Source organism: Sediminicola sp. 1XM1-17 (genome assembly GCF_037203765.1).
GTDB lineage: Bacteria > Bacteroidota > Bacteroidia > Flavobacteriales > Flavobacteriaceae > Sediminicola.
On the sequence record NZ_JBBCAS010000002.1, the window covers coordinates 76021 to 96196 of the forward strand.

A 20176-nucleotide genomic window follows, 5' to 3' on the forward strand; every position below is an offset into this window, starting at 1 on the left:
AAATAGTGGATACTCCATACACCTGCAACAAACCAAATTTCTTATTTTGGTACAGGTTTTGACAATGAGCCTTTTATGCAGAAACTTTTTTTTAGTATTCTTCTTTGCTTCTTCCAGATCTCCTTCGCCCAGCGACAAGATAAGGTAGATTTCACCCACGCCCATGTTTCCCTGTCCATTGATCCTACTTTAAAACAGCTTGAAGGGACCGTGGTCTATACCTTTGAAACACTGGAAAAGGTATCGTCTTTTTTTTTGGATGCCAAGGACATGGATTTTTCCAAAGTCGTTTTGAATGATAAAAATGTGAGATTCACTAACGATGGAAGTAAAATCACAATACTCAAAAAACTCGGAAAAAATAGTACCAACACATTGATGCTGTCCTACAGGGTGAAGCCAAAACAAGCGGTCTATTTTATAGGATGGGACCAAAATGAAAACAATCCGCAGGTATGGACCCAAGGGCAGGGTAAATATACGAGTCATTGGCTACCTAGTTTTGATGACATGACAGAGAAGGTAGAATTTGATCTGCAGATAACCTTTGATAAACAGTATCAAGTCATGGCCAATGGAAAACTCAAAAGCACGGCAATATCGCAAGGGTCAAAAACATGGAGTTATGATATGGACGCCCCTATGAGCAGCTACCTGGTGGTTTTCGCCATTGGCAAATACCAAATGCAAGAAGAGGAATCTAGTTCTGGAATTCCCTTGCAGATGTACTATTATCCCGCGGACAGTCTTCTGTATGAACCGACCTACAGGGACAGCGGGAAAATTTTTGATTTTCTGGAAGCCGAAATAGGTGTTCCCTATCCATGGCAGAATTATAAACAAATGCCTGTAAGGGACTTTCTTTATGCGGGAATGGAAAATACGGGGACCACTATTTTTTCAGATGCCTACATGGTAGATTCCATAGCTTTTGTGGATAAGAACTATGTGAATATCAATGCCCATGAATTGGCGCACCAATGGTTTGGGAACCTTGTAACCGAGGAGGATGCTTCCCATCATTGGCTTCAGGAAGGATTTGCCACCTATTATGCGTATCTGGCGGAAAAACAAATTTTTGGGGATGATCATTTTTATTGGAAGTTGTTCAAAACGGCCAAACTTATACATGAACTCTCCAGTGAAAGCAGTGGGGAGGCATTGGACAATCCCAAAGCCTCAAGTCTTACATTTTATGAAAAAGGAGCTTGGGCGTTGTTTATTTTGCAAGAGCTGATGGGGGAGGAGGCCTACAAAAAAGGTATCATGGATTACCTCGAGAATTATAAATTTCAAAATGTGACCCTTCCAAAATTTATCGGATCTATGGAAGGTACCAGTGGAATGGATCTTTCCAAATATGAGAACGAATGGCTCAGAAGTACAGATTTTCATTTTGATATGGCTATGGAGAAATTAAAGGAACATTCGTCGTCCATTATGGAATTTTATGAGTTGGAGCGAGAATTGATGACCACCAAAGGTCATACAGAAGAGATCATTTCCAGGTATTGGAACGGAACTCAGTCAGATTTTCTCAAAATAGCCATAATTGAAAATTACCATTCCTCCCTTTCCGAAGCCTTTTCAAAACAAATCCTGAATGAGGGAAGTTTAAAGGTTAGGCAGGCTATGGCGGTAAATATTCCTAAAATACCACTGTCATTAAAATCGGATTTCGAAGCCCTTTTAAATGATGACAGTTATGTGACCTTAGAGAACGCCCTTTACAAATTATGGGTCTATTTTCCGGAAGATAGGGCGGTGTATTTGGATAAAACCAGTGGTTGCATAGGGCTGCCCAATAAAAACATTCGATTGTTGTGGCTGACGTTAGCCTTGATCACCAAAGATTACCAGCCAGAAAATAAATCCATTTTTTATACCGAACTAAGCGGATATACGGCAACCAATTTCCCCATGGAGGTACGCCAAAGTGCATTTCAATATCTTGCCGATACCGTAGGTTTGTCTGACCAGAATCTTATGGATTTGTTGAATGCCTGTTTCCACCATTCGTGGCAATTTAAAAAGTTTGCCAGGGATTTATTGGATCAATTGATAGCACGTGATGATTACAAAAAGCGCATCAATGGTCTAAAGGGAAAACTAAATCAGGAACAATTGCGTTATATAAACAACAAAACAACCTAGTATGAGGGCAATGGTAATTTCTGGCGGTGGAAGTAAGGGAGCTTTTGCGGGTGGTGTTGCCCAATACCTTATGCAAGAGCAAAAACACAATTACGATCTCTTTTTGGGGACCTCTACAGGAAGTTTGCTCATTTCTCATCTGGCACTTCAAAAGATTGAAAAAATAAAGGAGGTTTATACCAACGTTAGCCAGGATAACATTTTTAGTAATTGTCCCTTTGTCATCAAGAAAAAGTACGGCATTGAGAACATTGGAATCAACCATGTCAATGTTATGAAGAACTTTTTTAAGGGCAGTAAGACCTTTGGAGAAAGTCACCATCTTTTGGACCTGATACGAAACACCATTACGGTTCAAGAGTTTGAAGCCCTGCAGGGCGGTCCGAAGGATATTGTTATCACGGTGTCCAACCTGTCGCTCAATCAGGTAGAATATAAGTCCATCAAGGATTTTACATACGATGAATTTTGTGAATGGATATGGATTTCGTGTAATTATACGCCATTTATGACCTTGGTAAAAAAGAATGGGTGCGAGTATGCCGATGGAGGTTTGGGAAGTATGGTGCCCATAGAAGAGGCCATTAAACGGGGCGCTACCGTTGTAGATGCCATCATACTACAAACGGAGATTACCCATTTAAACAGAATGCCTTCCAAGAACGTATTTTCATTGCTTACGAGTATGTTTGCATTTATGTTGGATCGTATCGAGCATCAGAACATTCGTATAGGAAAGTACGTGGCGAAACATAACGATGCTATTATCAATTTTTATTATACACCTACCGTGCTTACCACCAATTCCTTGATCTTTAATAAGGAAAGGATGACTGCCTGGTGGGAAAGCGGGTACAACTTTGCAAAACACAAGAATTCAGAATTAAATCCGATAGAACCTCAATGAGAGCATTAGTAATAAGCGGTGGAGGAAGCAAAGGGGCCTTTGCTGGCGGAGTGGCACAATATCTTATGGAGGTTGAAAAACGACAGTACGATATTTTTGTGGGCACCTCTACCGGAGGTCTTTTGATACCACATTTGGCTACGAACAACGTGGGAAAATTGTATGATATCTATACGAATGTAAATTCACTTTCCATTTTTAGTTTAAATCCGTTTATCGTACGCAAAAAGGGAGACAGGAAATATGTGTCCATCAACTTTTTTACGACATTTCTTCAATTCATCAAAGGTAAAAGGACCTTTGGGGAAAGTAAGGCCCTAAAAAGGACCATAAAGAGAAACTTTACGTTTGAGGAGTACAAGTTTATTTTAAAAACCCATAAGGATGTGGTGGTCACCGTATCCAATCTTTCCAAAAATAGGGTAGAATATAAGTCGATCAGGGATTTTTCCTATGAGGAATTTTGTGAATGGATTTGGATATCCTGTAATTATATTCCCTTTATGTCCCTTGCCAAAAAAGATGGTTTTGAATATGGCGATGGGGGATTGGGTTGTGTTGTGCCCATTCAGGAGGCAATCCGACGGGGAGCCAAGGTGGTGGATGCCGTAATTTTGGAATCGGAGAAAATGGAACACAATAAGGTGTTGGGCAAAAACCCCTTTTCCTTAATGTTGAGTATCTATGGCTTTGTGCTGGACCAAATAGAATTTCACGATATTTCCGAAGGGATACTTGCCGCCAAGCATAATGGGGTAGAGCTGAACCTTTACTATACCCCCACAAAGCTTACCGAAAATTCCTTGGTCTTCAACAAAAAGTTGATGAAACAGTGGTGGTTGCAGGGCTTTGAATATGCCCAAAATAAGGCTTATGATGCCAATAGGGATAAGTAATCCCTACCAGAGTTCGCTTATTTCCTTTTTTACGTATGCCAGAGCAGTAGCTGATGGTGACTGCTTGTCCATGGTCTCGTTCAGGATATCCTCCCTAAGCTTGTCCGCAGTTTCCGCTTGGCTCATCGCAGCGCTTCTGATGGCCTTGATGGTTGCATTTTTGGACGCTTTTATCACGCTCCAACACTCGTCGGTAAGGTAGATTTGTTGGGATAGGTTATGCTCAAATTCGTTTTCTATATTCTTGATCAATAGATTTTCGTAATCCATTTTGTTCGCGGATAGCGGCTTTACCCTAACCACCAGGCTTGGGATGGAAATACGTTCCAAAAATAGGGCCATGCGCTCATAGGCCTGTAAACGGATGGGTAATGTGTTTTTTTGGGAATCCTTGTGCAACAAATACCGTCTGCGGCCTTCCTCATTTTTTGTATGCAATCTAAAAAAGTAAAATGCAACGGCCCCAGTAACTACTGCAGGCAATAAATAGGCAAACATCTGATAAATTTGGTCTCCGGTCATAGTTGGTTATTTTGGCCCGATACAATCGGGAAATTTTAGTTTCAGTTAAAGAACGGCGTATTATCCGAATTAGTATATCACTTTCTCTTTTTGAGCAGGTGAATATTAAGCAAAATTTTACGATCACATTACCCAATATTTTCACCCATGTTTGGTATGGATGCCAATAAGGTAGGCTATAAAACATTGATGAAACCCAGCAGTAGTTCAACTTTTACTTTAAGGCTGCCAAAGTACTAATGTTGTTTCATATCACTGCGGACCATCAGGTAAAAGGCATCAAAGTTGGGATGGACTTTTACCAGAAGAGCCTCTCCAGAACTAATTTTGCCCACGGCCCTGATTCTTTCCGGTACGATCTGATGGGTCTTGGATAAATAATCCACAAGGGCACCTGCACGTCTTGTTGCCATGTCCAATCCTGTCCCGTTAGTGGAATTCCCTTCCACGGTAATGAACATGGATCTATGGGCTTTTAGGACGGTCGCCAATTTTTTAAGAAGGGGAGTGGCATCGGTTGCTATCTTAACATTCGAGGCATTCGCCCCAAATAAGATACCCTTATCCATCTTGATGGCCACAGCGCCATTTTCTACTTTTATTTCGGCTTCCTCTCCAAAAGACTTTTTGAAATCGGTCAATAACAGCAAGGCCGTAGAATCATTGGCATTCAAGGTTTCGTTGATGGTCTTTAATTTAGCTTCTTTTTCCCTGAGGCTTTCCAGAGCGCGACCAATATTGTCCGTTTTTTGGGTAGAGGCCTCCATAAAAGTACTCATGTTCTTCAATAACTGGGCATTGGTGACCTTCAGATCCTCTAGCTGTGCTTCGAAAGACTCAGCCCTGGCCAGACTGATATTTTCCCTTTTCTTGGATTCTGATAAAGCCGTTTGTGTAGTGGAAAGGGTTTCTTTCAGACTTTCAATTTCTGCTTGTAGCTCTTTTTTGTTTTGCGCAGTTAGGACAAATGATGTTGATAATAGTATTAATAATGTTGCGTAAACTTTATTCATTGCAAGATCCATTTAAAAAAATAAGGCGCCACAAAAGTAGCGCCTATTTCCAATTTTGAAAATTTTATTTTGCAGCGGCATCGAGATAGTCCAAACTCATCTGAGTCAGTGTTTTAACCCCCAAAAGCAAGCCACTGTCATCTATAAGAAAATCGGGTGTATGGTGCGGGAAGGCATCTTTGTTGCCAGGAGTCATTCCCCCCAAAAAGAAATAAAACCCGGGAACTACTTTTTGGAAATAGGAGAAATCCTCTGCTCCCGTTACGGCCTTTTGTAACAATACATTATCGGTTCCAGCCACCTTTTGCATGGTTGGAAGCATTTGGGCCACCAAATCTGGGTCGTTATAGGTAATTTCGGTACTATTGGTAATTTCAATGGTAGCATCACCTCCATAGGCTTTTGCCAAGGCAGGAACCATTTCTTTCATGCGCCTATTGATCAAGGCCTGCATGTCATAATCCAACGTACGGATGGTACCGATCATTTCGGCACTTTCGGGAATAATATTAAAGCGTACCCCACTATTGATCTTACCCACCGTTATTACAGCAGCCTCATTGGTCAGTTCAGCTTCCCTACTGATAATGGTCTGCAGTCCATCAATAATTTTTGCACTGATCACGATCGGATCTACCCCGGACCATGGCTGAGAACCGTGGCTCTGTTTTCCTTTTACATTGATTACAAAACGCTGGGCCGCAGCCATAGTTCCACCCGCTTTATAGCGAATAGTACCTACCGGAGTGGCCGAATTTATATGTAGCCCGAATATGGCATCTACTTTAGGATTTTCCATAACCCCTTCCTTGATCATCAAGGAAGCACCACCTTCCTCACCCGGAGGAGCACCTTCTTCAGCAGGTTGAAAAATGAACTTCACCGTACCGCGAATCTGGTCCTTGTTTTTGGAAAGAACCTCGGCAACCCCCATTAATATAGCGGTATGCGTGTCGTGGCCACACGCATGCATGACACCTACTTTTTCTCCCAAAAATTCGGTGGTTACCGTGGATTTGTAGGGAAGGTCGTTACGCTCAACCACTGGTAGGGCGTCAATATCTGCCCGCAGTGCCACCACTTTGCCAGGGAGATTTCCTTTGAGGATACCCACAACTCCGGTTTTGGCTACCCCAGTCTGAACTTGGATGCCCAAGGATTTGAGGTGCGCCGCAATTTTCTCGGCCGTTTTGTACTCACGGTTCGATAATTCTGGATTTTTATGGAAATCCCTTCTCCATTCAATGACTTTGTTTTCAACGGACTTGTACTGTGCGTCCAAACTAGGTCCTTGCGCAGTAGCAATTCCCCCGAGAAGTATAAGTCCTAAAAATGCTTTGTTTTTCATATGGTGTTAAATTATAATTTTAAAATGGTATACCCTTCTCCATCGAGCTGGATCAGAGCTGTCATGGCCGAAAGGGAGATCTGTACCCCAGGGATCAGTTCTGTTCTCTCGAAACCTCTTGATGCAGCGGACTGGCCGCACATAATTATCTGTACATCGGCCTTCAACAATGCCTCTATCAATTGGTAATTAGGGTTGTCTACTTGGTATCGCTTTTGATAGGCGGTATTGTTCAAAAGGTCTTTCCCGGCCTTACTGTGTACCACCATGGCCACTTTTAACTGCTTTTTTGGTATTCCGCTCTGGGCATGCATATTCAAAAACCGGGCAGCCGTTTCTATGGAGAGATTAAGTTCCCCCATTTCTTCGGAGCTACTGGTCACATCAAAAACCACCTTGAACTCCTTTTGAGTATCAAGTTTAAACTCGGGATTATCCACCCGAAAGACCTTGCCGAACCCTTCTATGATGGGTCCCGCATTTTTGGACTGGGCAAACACGGTATTGGATAGTATTAAAAGGAAAAAAATGAATAAAGTAGCTGTAAATATTCTCATGGCAGGAAGTTAAAACGCTAAATATATTTAAAAATCAGAAGACACCCTGTTAATGTTCATAATAATTAAAGTATGATTTTAGGATAAAGTTATTTATGGTTAATTTCACAGTTCCTTAGGATTTAAACCAAAACACATTGGAAAAATATTTAAAAGTTCTGAATGAGGCTCAAAAAGCGCCAGTTCTGCACAAGGATGGTGCATTAATGGTAATTGCTGGTGCCGGTTCAGGAAAAACAAGGGTACTGACCTACCGAATTGCTTATTTGATGGACCAAGGGGTTGATTCCTTCAATATTCTCGCCCTGACATTTACAAATAAGGCGGCACGGGAAATGAAGAAGCGTATTGCCGAAATTGTTGGTAGTTCCGAAGCGAAAAATCTGTGGATGGGAACCTTCCATTCTGTTTTTGCCAAGCTTTTGCGATTTGAAGCCGATAAATTGGGGTACCCGAGCAATTTTACCATTTATGACACTCAAGACTCCCAACGTCTCATCGCCTCCATTATTAAAGAAATGGGGTTGGACAAGGATATTTATAAATACAAGCAGATACAGAATAGGATATCTTCCTATAAGAACAGTCTTATAACCGTCAAAGCCTATTTCAACAACCCTGAGCTCGTAGAGGCCGATGCCATGGCAAAACGTCCCAGGACAGGGGAAATCTACAAGAATTACGTAGATCGTTGTTTTAAGGCAGGTGCTATGGATTTTGATGACCTTCTGTTGAAAACCAATGAATTGCTCAGCAGATTCCCAGAGGTTTTGATGAAGTATCAGAACAGGTTTAAATATATATTGGTGGATGAGTACCAGGATACGAACCACTCACAATATTTGATTGTCAAGGCCCTTTCCGATCGCTTCCAGAATATTTGTGTGGTAGGTGATGATGCTCAGAGTATCTATTCGTTCCGAGGGGCCAATATCAATAACATCCTCAATTTCCAAAAGGATTACGAGAATGTAGCCATGTATCGCTTGGAACAGAATTATCGTTCTACCAAGAATATTGTGAATGCAGCCAATTCCATCATTGCCAAAAATACCAAGCAACTTGAAAAAGTAGTGTGGACGGCCAATGATGATGGACCACCAATTAAATTGCACAGAAGTACCACCGATGCAGAAGAAGGAAGGTTTGTTGCCGAATCCATTTTTGAACACCGGATGCAGGAACAACTGCTCAATGGCAGTTTTGCCGTACTCTACAGGACCAACTCCCAATCTCGTTCCATAGAGGACGGACTGCGGAAGCGTGATATTCCCTACAGGATTTATGGTGGACTATCATTCTATCAGCGCAAGGAGATCAAAGATGTACTCAGTTATCTGCGCTTGGTCCTAAATCCAAAAGATGAAGAAGCCCTAAAACGTGTTATCAATTTCCCGGCAAGGGGAATTGGGCAGAGTACGATGGACAAGTTGTTGGTGGCTGCAAACCATTATGGGCGCTCCATTTTTGAGGTAATGGAAAACCTAGATAAAATAGATCTCAAGATCAATTCGGGTACCAAACGAAAATTGGAGGATTTTGTAACGATGATCAAGAGTTTTCAGATCACCAATGAGTCCTATGACGCCTTTGCCATTGCGGAACATGTTTCCAAAAAGACCGGATTGTTGTTGGAGTTTAAAAAGGATGGTACGCCAGAGGGTATTGCCAAAATGGAGAACATTGAGGAATTGCTCAATGGAATGAAGGATTTTGTGGAAGGACAAAAAGAAATTGCCGATGCCACGGGAAACCTGTCCGAATTTATGGAGGATGTTGCCCTTGCCACAGATCTGGACAAGGATACCGCAGATGAGGATAGGGTAGCACTGATGACCGTGCATATGGCCAAAGGTCTGGAGTTCCCTTTCGTGTATATAGTAGGGATGGAAGAGGATCTTTTTCCTTCGGCCATGAGTATGAATACCAGAAGTGAACTGGAGGAAGAACGCAGATTGTTCTATGTGGCCCTGACTCGGGCCGAGAAGCAAGCGTACCTGACCTATACCCAGAGCAGGTATAGATGGGGTAAACTCGTCGATGCGGAACCCAGTAGGTTTTTGGAGGAGATAGATGAACAATATATTGAGAACTTGACTCCGGTAGATAACTATCGCTATAAGTCCTTTATCAATACAGATATTTTTGGGGACGTGGACAAGAGCAAACTCAGACAGGTGAAGCCACAGTCGGGGACACCACCCACAAGTCATAAGCCCAATGAGAATCAGCTTAGAAAATTACGTAAATTGAAACCAGAATTGGCTACCCCGGTGGGAAATACCAATGAGGTAGATCCCAATTTGGCGGAAGGATCCTTGGTGAACCATACTCGTTTTGGAAGAGGGACTGTTTTAAAAATAGAAGGAATAGGCAACGATAAGAAGGCAGAAATAAAGTTTGATAAAGGGGACATTAAGAAACTTCTGCTCCGTTTCGCTAAATTGGAGGTCCTATCCTAAAAAAATAGGTAGAAAAATGGCAGAATTTATAAAAATATATCCGGAAAATCCTAACCCTAAAGAAATCAAGAAAGTAGTTGACGTTCTTAGAAAAGGAGGCTTGGTCATTTACCCAACAGATACGGTTTATGGTTTGGGTTGTGACATAACCAACACAAGAGCGCTAGAAAAGATAGCAAGAATTAAAGGTATTAAGCTGGACAAAGCCAATTTTTCCTTTATATGTGCGGATCTTAGCAACCTGTCCGATTATGTGCGTCAAATTGATACTGCTACGTTTAAAATATTAAAAAGGGCCCTTCCTGGGCCATATACTTTCATTCTACCGGGAAATAACAACCTTCCCAAGGAATTTAAAAAGAAGAAAACTGTAGGTATAAGAGTGCCGGATAATTCCATAGCCAAGGCTTTGGTCGAGGCACTGGGTAATCCCATTGTATCTACTTCTATACGAGATGAGGATGAGCTTTTGGAATATACCACAGATCCAGAACTGATTTTGGAAAAATGGGATAATCTGGTAGATATTGTTATTGATGGTGGTTATGGGGATAATGTTGCCTCCACTATTATAGACCTGTCCGACGGTGAGCCCCAAGTAATCAGGGAAGGCAAGGGAAGCTTGGATATTCTCTAAACTTCAATAGCAAACACTTGTTTATGTGATGATTTAAAGGCATAAAAAAAGCCGCAACTAAAAGTTGCGGCTTTTTAATTGTATTAAAACAATTCTTATTTGTTGATCTTAGGATCTTTCATTCCTTCTTCGATCATGCTGTAGAATTGGTCAATTTTAGGAAGAACTACAATTCTTGTTCTTCTGTTTTTAGCTTTATCAGTAGAGGATACTGGTACATACTCACCTCTACCTGCTGCAGTCATACGAGCTGGATTAACTCCAAAATCTTTTTGCAAGATACGAACAACAGCTGTTGCTCTCTTAACACTTAGATCCCAGTTGTCCAAAAGAACTCCACTGCTGTAAGGCACTGTATCAGTGTGACCTTCAACCATAAATTCGAAATCTGGCTTGTTGTTTACTACTTTAGCAACTTTACCCAAAACTTCTTTAGCTCTGCTAGTTACGTTGTAGCTACCACTGCTGAACAATAATTTGTCAGAAATAGAAACAAAAACAACACCTTTTTCAACACTGATTTCGATATCCTCATCATCCAAGTTGCCAAGAACACCTTTTAAACTTTGTACCAATGCCAAGTTTACAGAATCTCTTCTAGTAATAGCGTCGTTCAATTTTCTAATGGTAAGGTCTTTTTCTTTTAAGCTTTCCAAAGATTTCTCTAAGTTATCGGCACCTTTGCTAGTTAATGTAGTTAGGTTACCCATGTTGTTGATCAAATCCTGGTTGTTTGCTTTAAGGAATGCATTTTGGTCTTCCAAAGTCTTCATTCTTGAAGTTGCAGAAGCTTTTTCCTCTAAACATCCGTTTAATTTAACGGTAGCAGAGTTTAATAAATCTTGAGTTTCTTTCTGCTTTGCTTCTAAATCGGAGTATTTCTTTTGAGAAACACATGAAGATAACAATAACGCTACCCCTAAACAACCTACTAGTATTTTTTTCATAATGTTTGTTTTGTTTTTTTGTTCTGATTAATTTTTTTTTGTTCTATTTATTTAGGCCAAAATTATATAAAAACCTAGCGCTTGGATAGGCCATTTAGTTAATTTTTTACTAAAGTGTTAAATTTTCGTACTTGATATACGAAATGTGACCAAACAATGGATCTTGCAGCGTAGTATTTCTTAAGAAAGTTACTTTTTTCCCGCTTTTTGTACATTTTGCCAAACTGCCTGTAAAAACTGAGATGAGCCCTTAATATGGCCCAGCAATGCTTAAATTTCAATTGAAAGATAAAGCGCATTCCGGCCACCCCGTCCAATAATAGTCGAAAGAAGATAATTGGGAAGGCCTTTTTTCGGGGTAGATTTTTGGTGATAGAGAACAAAGAGTTCCTAAAATTTAAGTAGGTTTTCTTTGGATTCATATTGCTCAATGTAGATCCCCCAAGATGGTAAACATGTGAAGTGCCAACGTAGTAAACCTTATAACCCTTATTTTTTGCCCTCCAACATAGGTCAACTTCCTCCTGATGGGCAAAATAATCCTCGTCAAATCCACCTAATTCTTGAAACACCTTATTTTTAATAAACATACACGCCCCCGTGGCCCAGAAAATTTCCTTGAGATCATCATATTGATGTTCATCTTTTTCCAAGGCCTGAAAGATTCGCCCCCTACAAAAAGGATATCCCAATTGATCTATAAATCCACCTGCAGCTCCTGCATATTCAAAATAGTCCTTATTTTTATAATCCAGGATCTTTGGTTGTATGATTGCAGCATCTGGCAATTCTTCAAAGGTCTTTAGAATAGGTTGGAGCCAGTTCGGGGAAACTTCGACATCAGAGTTCAGCAAACATAGAATTTCCGCATCTACAAATTTTAAGGCATCATTGTAGCCTTTGGCAAAACCCCCATTTATTTCGTTTTGGATTATCCTTATATCAGGATACTGTTCTTTGATAAAAGCTATAGAGTTATCTGTAGATGCATTGTCGGCTACATAAATGTCCGCACCTATAGAGTATTTAGTGACAGAAGGGAGAAATTGTTCCAATAGAGCTTCTCCGTTCCAGTTAAGTATGACAATTGCTATTCTTGACATTCATGTCCATGCCGATCCTAGTGCGGCACCTCATTTATTTAAGTTATATGGCAAATGTATTTCTTGCCAACCAAATACTGGTACTTTCCAAAGCTCACAAATTAACGGCTAAAATCAGGAATATGCTGTAAAAAAGTATATTTTTCTTCCTGTAGGTCCATTTTGCAATAATAGTGGTCCTGCCCATTGGTAACTATTAAGTAATTGGCCTTCAATTGCATATTATAGCGGGCAATCTGATCAAAAACAGTTTGTGTGATCTTTATTTCAGGAGCTTTGCATTCCACTAAAATTTCAATGGAGCCATCAGAATTGTATACCACCACATCATATCTTTTGACCATCTCGTTGAGCTTAACCTGCTTTTCAACGTTGATTAGACTATGGGGATACTTTTTATCGGATATTAAGTGATGTACCACATGTTGCCGAACCCATTCCTCGGGCTGTAATACCACAAATTTTTTGCGTATAACATCAAATATCTGGACTTTATTTTCGCTATTTTTGAAGCGAAAGTCATATGCCGGAAAGTTCAGTGGTTGCATAGGGCAAATTTGATGATTTTTTTTGGATGAAGGAAGTAAAACAGATAGTCTCGGATATTAAAAGTGGAAATATAAAGCCCATTTATTTTTTAATGGGGGAGGAGTCCTATTATATAGATAAGATTGCCGAGTATATCGAAAAAAACGTACTTACCGAAGAGGAACGGGGTTTCAACCAAATGGTAATGTATGGAAAAGAGGTTACCATAGACGAAATCGTCAGTAATGCCAAACGATATCCCATGATGGCGGAAAAACAGGTGGTCATAGTGAAGGAGGCACAGCATTTGGTAAGGTCCATTGAAAATTTGGTCAGTTATGCGGAAACCCCCCAACCCACTACCGTATTGGTGTTTTGTTACAAATACGGCAAACTGGACAAGCGAAAAAAAATATATAAGAGCATCCAAAAGAACGGTGTTTTATTTGAAAGCAAAAAACTGTATGACAACCAGGTTTCAGATTGGATAAGAATGGTGCTTCAAGGCAAGGGATATACCATTTCTCCGAAAGCCTCCATTTTATTGGTGGAATATCTGGGGACCGACCTTAGTAAAATTAACAACGAACTGGAGAAACTACAATTGGTAATTCCCAAAAATGTAGAAATTACTCCCGCTGCCATTGAGGAGCATATTGGTATAAGTAAGGACTTCAATAATTTTGAGTTAAAAAAGGCAATTGGGGAGCGCGATATTGTAAGGGCTACCCGGATTATTCATTATTTTGCGCAGAATCCCAAGGACAACCCTTTTGTGGTCACAGTTACTTTATTGCATACGTTTTTCTCCCAATTGCTTCAATATCACGGATTGTCCGATCACTCTTCGAAGAATGTCGCAAGCACCTTGGGTATCAATCCCTATTTTGTTAAGGAATATCAAACGGCGGCAAGAAACTATCCCATGAAAAAGGTGAGTCAGGTGATAGGCTATCTACGGGAAATGGATCTTAAAGGTAAAGGTGTTGGAGGTGCCAATTTGTCCCAAGCGGATCTTTTAAAAGAGCTTTTGGTGAAAATAATTTGATTATTTTCCGTCAGCGCTGTACTTCCCTGGACCCAATAACATAATGATAAGAAAAAAGCCAAGATATAAAATGGCCAATTCTTTCCTGCCCAAGGCGTCCGAAAGGTGTACTATAAAAGTTGCCACAAACATCGCAAAAGCAGGGGGTAAGGCTGCCCACCTGGTCTTGAATCCAATGATCATAAGAACTGGACAGATAAATTCAGCTATGACCGTTAAAAATAAAGAAGGTGCGGCACCAAGGCCAATAGGATCTGCGAATTCAAAATCACCACTTACCATTTTCTGGAATTTAGGATATCCATGGGTTAGCATCATGGCAGATGGAACAACACGTAAAAGTAACAATCCTACATCTGTGGTTAGTGAACTTTTCATTGTAATTTAAGATTTGAGTTGTATAAAAGTATGTAATTATTTTTAAATAACACCCAATAGGAGCATAAAGCCCATTAGGATAGGTGCAATTATAAGAACATTTTCTTTATGGATTACAATTCCTACCCTCATTTTAATGATGGGATGTGAATTTTTCAAATCCAAGGGCCATTGGCAGCAGTTGAACCATAAAGAGTTTGGCATGTCCCAAAACAAAAAAACCTGCCGAAAGGGGCAGGTTTGGTTTATGGGTTTTTTTTATCTATCTCAGTTTCGGGAAATCAGCCGGATTGGCTTCGTGCATGATACTGTAGATCTTTTCAAAAATATCCTCTGCATTAGGTTTTGAGAAATAATCCCCGTCCGTGGCATAAGCAGGTCTGTGTGCTTTGGCCGTGATGGTTTGTGGGGCACTATCCAAAAATTGATATGCACCTTGTTTTTCTACTATTTCCTGAATTAGATAGGCAGAACATCCTCCGGGTACATCCTCGTCTATAACCAATAATCTATTGGTCTTTTGTACACTCTTCAGGGTGTCGTGCTGTATATCAAATGGCAATAAACTTTGGGCGTCTATCACTTCCACATCTATACCTACTTCTTTTAGCTCTTGAGCCACTTGAAGCACGATTCTTAGGGTAGAGCCATAAGTTACAACAGTTATATCCGATCCTTCCTTTACCGTTTCCACAACGCCTATAGGTGTACAAAGTTCCCCTAAGTTATTGGGAATGGCTTCTTTTAAACGGTAACCATTTAAGCTTTCAATGATAAGTCCTGGTTCATCACTTTTCATCAAGGTGTTATAGAAACCAGCGGCTTTGGTCATGTCCCTTGGCACTAGGATATACATTCCTCTCAATAGATGGATCAAAGCTCCCATTTGGGAACCTGAGTGCCAAATACCTTCCAAGCGGTGTCCACGGGTCCTTACGATCAATGGGGCTTTTTGTTTTCCTACCGTTCTATAATGTAGGGTAGATAGGTCATCACTTAACAACTGCAAACCGTACAAAAGATAATCCAAATATTGAATTTCTGCTATAGGCCTCAAGCCGCGCATGGCAAGTCCAATACCTTGACCAATTATGGTAGCCTCTCGAATACCTGCATCAGCAATTCGAAGTTCACCGTACTTTTTTTGCAAGCCTTCCAAACCTTGGTTTACATCCCCAATGGCACCACTGTCTTCTCCAAAGATCAGTGCCTCGGGATGGGCCTCGAACAATTTGTCAAAATTGTCCCGAAGAATAACGCGTCCATCCACTTTTTCTGGTTGGGAATCGTACGTGGCTTTAATTTCTTCTATGCTTGTAGCTTTATTGGACAGTTCACTATGCAAATGGGAACTATAATGGGGCTGCATGTCATCAATGAATTTTTCTATCCATTGTAGCAGTTCCGTTTTGGAAGCAGAATTTTCCCCGATAAGATATCTCAGTGTTTTTCTTGCTTTGGAGGTCAAATCCTTTTTGGAAGGTTCCTCAATAGCAATAAGATCATTGACGATTTTGGAGATAAAAGTTTTGTTGGGACTGCTCTGTGCGGCATTTTCCAATAGGGCGACCAATGTTTTCTTGGCCTTTTTGTGAGGGGCCAAAAATTCGCTCCAAGCTTCTTTCTTGGCATTTCTAACTTCCTTTTTGGCCGATTTTTCAATGGCCAACAATTCATCCTCGGTAGTGATATTGTTTTCAAGGATCCATTCCCTAAAACGCTTGTTACAGTCGTTTTCGGCTTCCCAGGCCAAACGCTCCTCGCTTTTGTACCTTTCATGGGAACCAGAAGTGGAATGCCCTTGGGGCTGGGTAAGCTCCTTTACATGAATCAGCACAGGAACATGTTCTTCCCTGGCTATATCAGAGGCATTCTCATAGGCATGGATAAGGGCGGTATAGTCCCAACCATTGACCTTCAATATTTCGTAACCTTTATTGTTTTCATCCCTTTGGAAACCTTTTAATATTTCTGAGATGTTTTCTTTTGTCGTCTGGTGTTTGGCCGGTACTGAAATACCGTACTTATCGTCCCAAACACTGATCACCATAGGTACCTGCAATACGCCAGCCGCATTGATGGTCTCAAAAAAATGCCCCTCGCTGGTACTGGCATTTCCAATGGTTCCCCAAGCTACTTCATTACCTTCCTTTGAAAAATTGGTGGTATCTATCCCTGCTACGTTCCTATATATTTTGGATGCCTGCGCCAATCCCAACAATCTGGGCATCTGTGCCGCGGTTGGGGAGATATCGGCACTACTGTTCTTTTGTGCGGTCAGGTCTTTCCAGGTGCCGTCGGCATTTAAGCTATGGGTAGAGAAATGTCCGCCCATTTGTCTTCCGGCACTCATGGGTTCCTTTTCAATATCTGTAGTGGCGTATAGTCCATGGAAAAATTCCTTTGGCGACAATAGGTCCAGAGCCATCATAAATGTTTGGTCCCTATAGTATCCACTTCTAAAATCTCCATCCTTAAAGGATCGGGCCATAGCCAATTGTGGCAATTCCTTACCATCCCCAAAGATTCCGAACTTAGCTTTTCCGGTCAAAACTTCACGCCTTCCAAGAATACTGCATTCCCTACTAAGTACTGCTATTTGATAATCGTGTAAGATTTGATTTTTAAAATCTTCAAAAGAAATATCATTGCTAGTTTTTGAGTCTATCTTCATTACTGGGTGATGATTTTGCACAAAAATATCAAAATTGAGTGATTCATGCAATGTACGATACAGCTTATTTATTAATAAGTTATTAAATATTCCGTAATTGTAAAAAGCAAAATTATCAATAATGCAATAAAATGAAGATTTAATGATAATATATCAATGAATCAAAACCATTTCCTATTGAAAAGGCCTAGAAGGGTCTTTGGACTCAAGGTTACGATAAACCTGATTTTTTCTTCGTACTGAGGCTGGGAAACCTCCCAACCATTATTGGAATACAGGGGGAAGTAAAGTTCAAAATAGTCGGTTACCAAGTTCAATCGTATTCCAGAATCATATACAAAACGCTCATTGAAACCTTTGCTTTTAATAAAACCGATATCTCCATATAGTTCTATCCAACGCCATAGGTTGACACTGGCATTGGTGGTTGCGATCCAGTCATCGGAGAAGGGGTTTTCCAATTTGGATTTAAACCCACCTTCAGCGATGATGATTTGCTGGCTGTAAATACCACTATCCTCGGAACGGCCCAGGTAATTGTAATCAAAAAGGTAGTCTGTAGGTCTATCCAAGGCAAAACTAAAGAAGTCGGAGTTGGTCTTATTCCTAATAAATTTACCTGCGAAAAACCTCAAGTTCAACTGACGGTTGTTTTCAAAAAGTTTTCTGTACTCCAGGTTAAAAGCAACTTTGGAAAAATTATTGGAGTGTTGTGCATCCACGAACCAAGAGACATAATCGATCACCCCATTATTGGAGTTGATGTATCTGGCATTAATAACGTTATAGTCGGGATCCGTATTCAGGTTTTGGTTTTCATCCACGGTCCTCATTACGTTTACGTATCTAAAGGTGAGATATTCCCTCTTATTGGATATCAGGTTATCGGGTCTCCATCCAAAACTTACAGACGGGGTAATGGTGGTATATCTAGAATTTTCAGCAAAATGGAATGAAGATCCACTAAGGGAATAGTTTGCAACGAACATATTGCTGTCCTGGTAGTATTTTTTTAGATTGAACTTGCCATAGCCCACCAAGGCCTGCTCTTTAATGGCGTAGGAAGGTGCAAAATCAAATATAAACGGTCGCTCCAAAAGGGTTTTGTTATGAATTCGCATCCCGGGGGTTAATCCGTCGTAGATGTTGAAGCCCATTACAGGGACATAGAATATCTGGTTGTAATAGGGATCTTCCGTATCCTTAAAAAATTGAAACTTTAATTTTTTGTTACTGGAGAAAAACCCGTTCAAGGTTTTCCAATTATCCCTTTGGTTGAACTCCGGGATCTTTTGGTCAAAGTTCAATACCAGTCTATCTTCCCCTTGCCGGGGGATGGTAAAGGTTTTGCTTTCGGCAATATCGGAAAACCAGTATCTGGACACAACAGAGTCTTTACGCAGGCCGAACAGGGATATGGGCACGTTGGTACCCCCTTTGTTCTTTAAAGTGATTGCCAATGAATCATTGGTCTTGAAGACATTGCTGATGTTGTAGTCTATCCTTTTGTTGGAGGAAACGTACTCTTTTTTGAACCATTTGATATCCTTGTCCGTTGATTGTTCCAATATGCCCATAAAATCATTTGGGTCAACGGTCTTCAACTTGTAATCCGAATAGAATTGCGAAATACTTTTCGCTACTTGATCCTCCCCAATGTATTCCGAAAGATAAGCCAGTCCTAGTCCGGCCTTATAGCGGTTTGCTATTTTCTGATTGAACTTAATGAGGGAATCATTGGCCGTTACGAGTGATTGGTCCAAATTCTTTCTTGCAGTAAGCATATGAAGGAATGAATATTGCTCATTGAAGTCCATTTTCGCCAGATGAAAACTTCTAAGTCCCCAGATGGAAGAAAGCTTGCCCAATAATTTTTGATCTTCATAGTAGGTTTCCACATATTTGATCATGAGGTAATTGACAAGGGCGTCGTTGACCCATCTATCCTTCCTAATATCGAAAAAAAGGGTTTCCCTTAAAAAGCTGTTTAGTGCCGTTTTTAAAAATTCCATTTCAAATTGGAATTGATTTTCGTAAGGTCTTACAAACGAGGGCAACTGATTGAGTCCATAAAGCGGATTTTTTTGGTTGTCTATTTCACTTACCAATAATTGTTCGTGGGGATAAGCACCCAGGTTGTCCGTTATAAATTGTGCCACCTTGTTGATGGATACACCTTTTGATATAGGGTCGTACTTTGGAATTTCCAGATCCGTAACGACAGTGAGGGTAGGGGTTACGTGTTTTGTAAATGTTCTGGTGGGTGTCAGTATGATCTCACTGCTCTTTCTTAGATATCCTTTTAATATGGATTCTTTGGAAAATGGAGATACGCTAAATTTGGATTCGTTGAAATTACTGGTAAGAAACAATTCTTTTGAATAGTTGAATGTAATCTCGGTGTTCGTAATACCCGTATGGAGGTCTTCCAAATTCTTATTGGAATACAAGGTCCATTTGCCAGAATCGTACACTGCCGGGGTAAGATACCAGTCTTTTAAGTAGTATCTGTTTTTATTGTCATAGCCGTAGGGCGTAAATTTATTGGGAGGCAGTTTTACCCTATAGGTCAAAAAGATTTTAATGGAATCCTTTGGCGCCAGAGGCTCGTTCAAGGAGAATAGTATAATATCCTGTTGTTTGGTTCTCTTCCAGGACACTGCCATATAGTGATCATCAATAACACTTAAGATATTGGTAGCGCCCCTTTCATATGGTTTGGCCAGATGAAGCCCTTTCTTGAACTCATCGGCAAACCTTTTGGCCAATGCCGAATTTTTATCTGCATAGGCTTGTGTCCAGTCATTAAAGTAAAGTTCGGGCAATGAATCGTTGGAATCATTGACATAAACGAACTGCTGTTGTACAAAAATATCCTTATTGGCCCCATCCAATGTTGCGGTCAGTGTATTCAAATGCTGGCCATTAAGTTGGACAAATCCAAAAATGATGGCATACATGCACAATTGAAAAATATTGAACTTCAATGGTTTGGGGAACAT

16 protein-coding genes are annotated in these 20176 nt (G+C 40.5%); 6 read left to right on the top strand and 10 right to left on the bottom strand.

Annotated elements, in window-relative coordinates; translation table 11 throughout:
- Positions 1–75 precede the first annotated feature (75 nt).
- The 3 genes from WAA86_RS03310 to WAA86_RS03320 are packed head-to-tail and all read left to right on the top strand — an operon-like array spanning position 76 to position 3957.
- Positions 76–2154: a M1 family aminopeptidase gene (locus WAA86_RS03310; protein WP_337299555.1), complete on the top strand. Its 2079-nt coding sequence runs from the start codon at positions 76–78 to the stop codon at positions 2152–2154.
- Position 2155: 1 nt separating this feature from the next.
- A complete protein-coding gene (locus WAA86_RS03315) occupies positions 2156–3061 on the top strand; it encodes a patatin-like phospholipase family protein (RefSeq protein WP_337299556.1) in 906 nt (301 codons plus the stop codon).
- Positions 3058–3957 (top strand): patatin-like phospholipase family protein, encoded by a 900-nt coding sequence (locus WAA86_RS03320; RefSeq protein ID WP_337299557.1) that lies wholly within the window; start codon positions 3058–3060, stop codon positions 3955–3957. Before WAA86_RS03315 ends, WAA86_RS03320 begins: the two co-directional genes overlap by 4 nt.
- 3 nt (positions 3958–3960) lie before the next feature.
- Here the strand turns inward: WAA86_RS03320 and WAA86_RS03325 are convergent, their stop codons facing one another.
- The 4 genes from WAA86_RS03325 to WAA86_RS03340 form a co-directional block, all read right to left on the bottom strand.
- Positions 3961–4479 (bottom strand): DUF7935 family protein, encoded by a 519-nt coding sequence (locus tag WAA86_RS03325; protein ID WP_337299558.1) that lies wholly within the window; start codon positions 4477–4479, stop codon positions 3961–3963.
- Between the two features lie 236 nt (positions 4480–4715).
- Positions 4716–5492 carry a hypothetical protein gene (locus WAA86_RS03330; RefSeq protein WP_337299559.1) on the bottom strand — a complete coding sequence of 259 codons (777 nt, stop codon included), beginning with the start codon at positions 5490–5492 and terminating at the stop codon, positions 4716–4718.
- Positions 5493–5556: 64 nt separating this feature from the next.
- Complete coding sequence (locus tag WAA86_RS03335; RefSeq protein ID WP_337299560.1) at positions 5557–6840, bottom strand: amidohydrolase; 1284 nt, start codon at positions 6838–6840, stop codon at positions 5557–5559.
- A gap of 11 nt (positions 6841–6851) precedes the next feature.
- Positions 6852–7397, bottom strand: a complete 546-nt coding sequence (locus tag WAA86_RS03340) for a DsrE family protein (RefSeq protein ID WP_337299561.1) — start codon at positions 7395–7397, stop codon at positions 6852–6854.
- Positions 7398–7534: 137 nt separating this feature from the next.
- Here WAA86_RS03340 and WAA86_RS03345 point away from each other — a divergent pair, with 137 nt between their 5' ends.
- Both WAA86_RS03345 and WAA86_RS03350 read left to right on the top strand, forming a co-directional pair.
- Complete coding sequence (locus WAA86_RS03345; RefSeq protein WP_337299562.1) at positions 7535–9859, top strand: ATP-dependent helicase; 2325 nt, start codon at positions 7535–7537, stop codon at positions 9857–9859.
- A 16-nt stretch (positions 9860–9875) separates the two neighbouring features.
- Entirely contained in the window at positions 9876–10496 is a 621-nt protein-coding gene (locus tag WAA86_RS03350; protein ID WP_062053905.1) for an L-threonylcarbamoyladenylate synthase, read from the top strand.
- A gap of 95 nt (positions 10497–10591) precedes the next feature.
- Here WAA86_RS03350 and WAA86_RS03355 read toward each other — a convergent pair whose 3' ends face one another.
- The 3 genes from WAA86_RS03355 to WAA86_RS03365 all read right to left on the bottom strand — a co-directional run bounded on the left by WAA86_RS03355 (position 10592) and on the right by WAA86_RS03365 (position 13094).
- Positions 10592–11443 carry an OmpA family protein gene (locus WAA86_RS03355; protein WP_337299563.1) on the bottom strand — a complete coding sequence of 284 codons (852 nt, stop codon included), beginning with the start codon at positions 11441–11443 and terminating at the stop codon, positions 10592–10594.
- A gap of 98 nt (positions 11444–11541) precedes the next feature.
- Positions 11542–12546, bottom strand: coding sequence for a glycosyltransferase family 2 protein (locus WAA86_RS03360; RefSeq protein ID WP_337299564.1), 1005 nt, complete (start codon positions 12544–12546; stop codon positions 11542–11544).
- Between the two features lie 101 nt (positions 12547–12647).
- The gene (locus WAA86_RS03365; RefSeq protein WP_337299565.1) at positions 12648–13094 is read right to left on the bottom strand and encodes a type I restriction enzyme HsdR N-terminal domain-containing protein; all 447 of its coding nucleotides are present in this window, start codon (positions 13092–13094) and stop codon (positions 12648–12650) included.
- Positions 13095–13120: 26 nt separating this feature from the next.
- Here WAA86_RS03365 and holA point away from each other — a divergent pair, with 26 nt between their 5' ends.
- On the top strand, positions 13121–14122 hold the full coding sequence (gene holA, locus WAA86_RS03370; RefSeq protein WP_337299566.1) for a DNA polymerase III subunit delta: 1002 nt from the start codon (positions 13121–13123) through the stop codon (positions 14120–14122).
- Here the strand turns inward: holA and WAA86_RS03375 are convergent, their stop codons facing one another.
- The 3 genes from WAA86_RS03375 to WAA86_RS03385 all read right to left on the bottom strand — a co-directional run bounded on the left by WAA86_RS03375 (position 14123) and on the right by WAA86_RS03385 (position 20176).
- Positions 14123–14500: a DoxX family protein gene (locus WAA86_RS03375; protein ID WP_337299567.1), complete on the bottom strand. Its 378-nt coding sequence runs from the start codon at positions 14498–14500 to the stop codon at positions 14123–14125. It abuts the gene before it with no gap.
- A 262-nt stretch (positions 14501–14762) separates the two neighbouring features.
- Complete coding sequence (locus WAA86_RS03380; protein WP_337299568.1) at positions 14763–17174, bottom strand: alpha-ketoacid dehydrogenase subunit alpha/beta; 2412 nt, start codon at positions 17172–17174, stop codon at positions 14763–14765.
- A gap of 161 nt (positions 17175–17335) precedes the next feature.
- The gene (locus WAA86_RS03385) at positions 17336–20176 is read right to left on the bottom strand and encodes a metalloprotease (protein WP_337299569.1); all 2841 of its coding nucleotides are present in this window, start codon (positions 20174–20176) and stop codon (positions 17336–17338) included.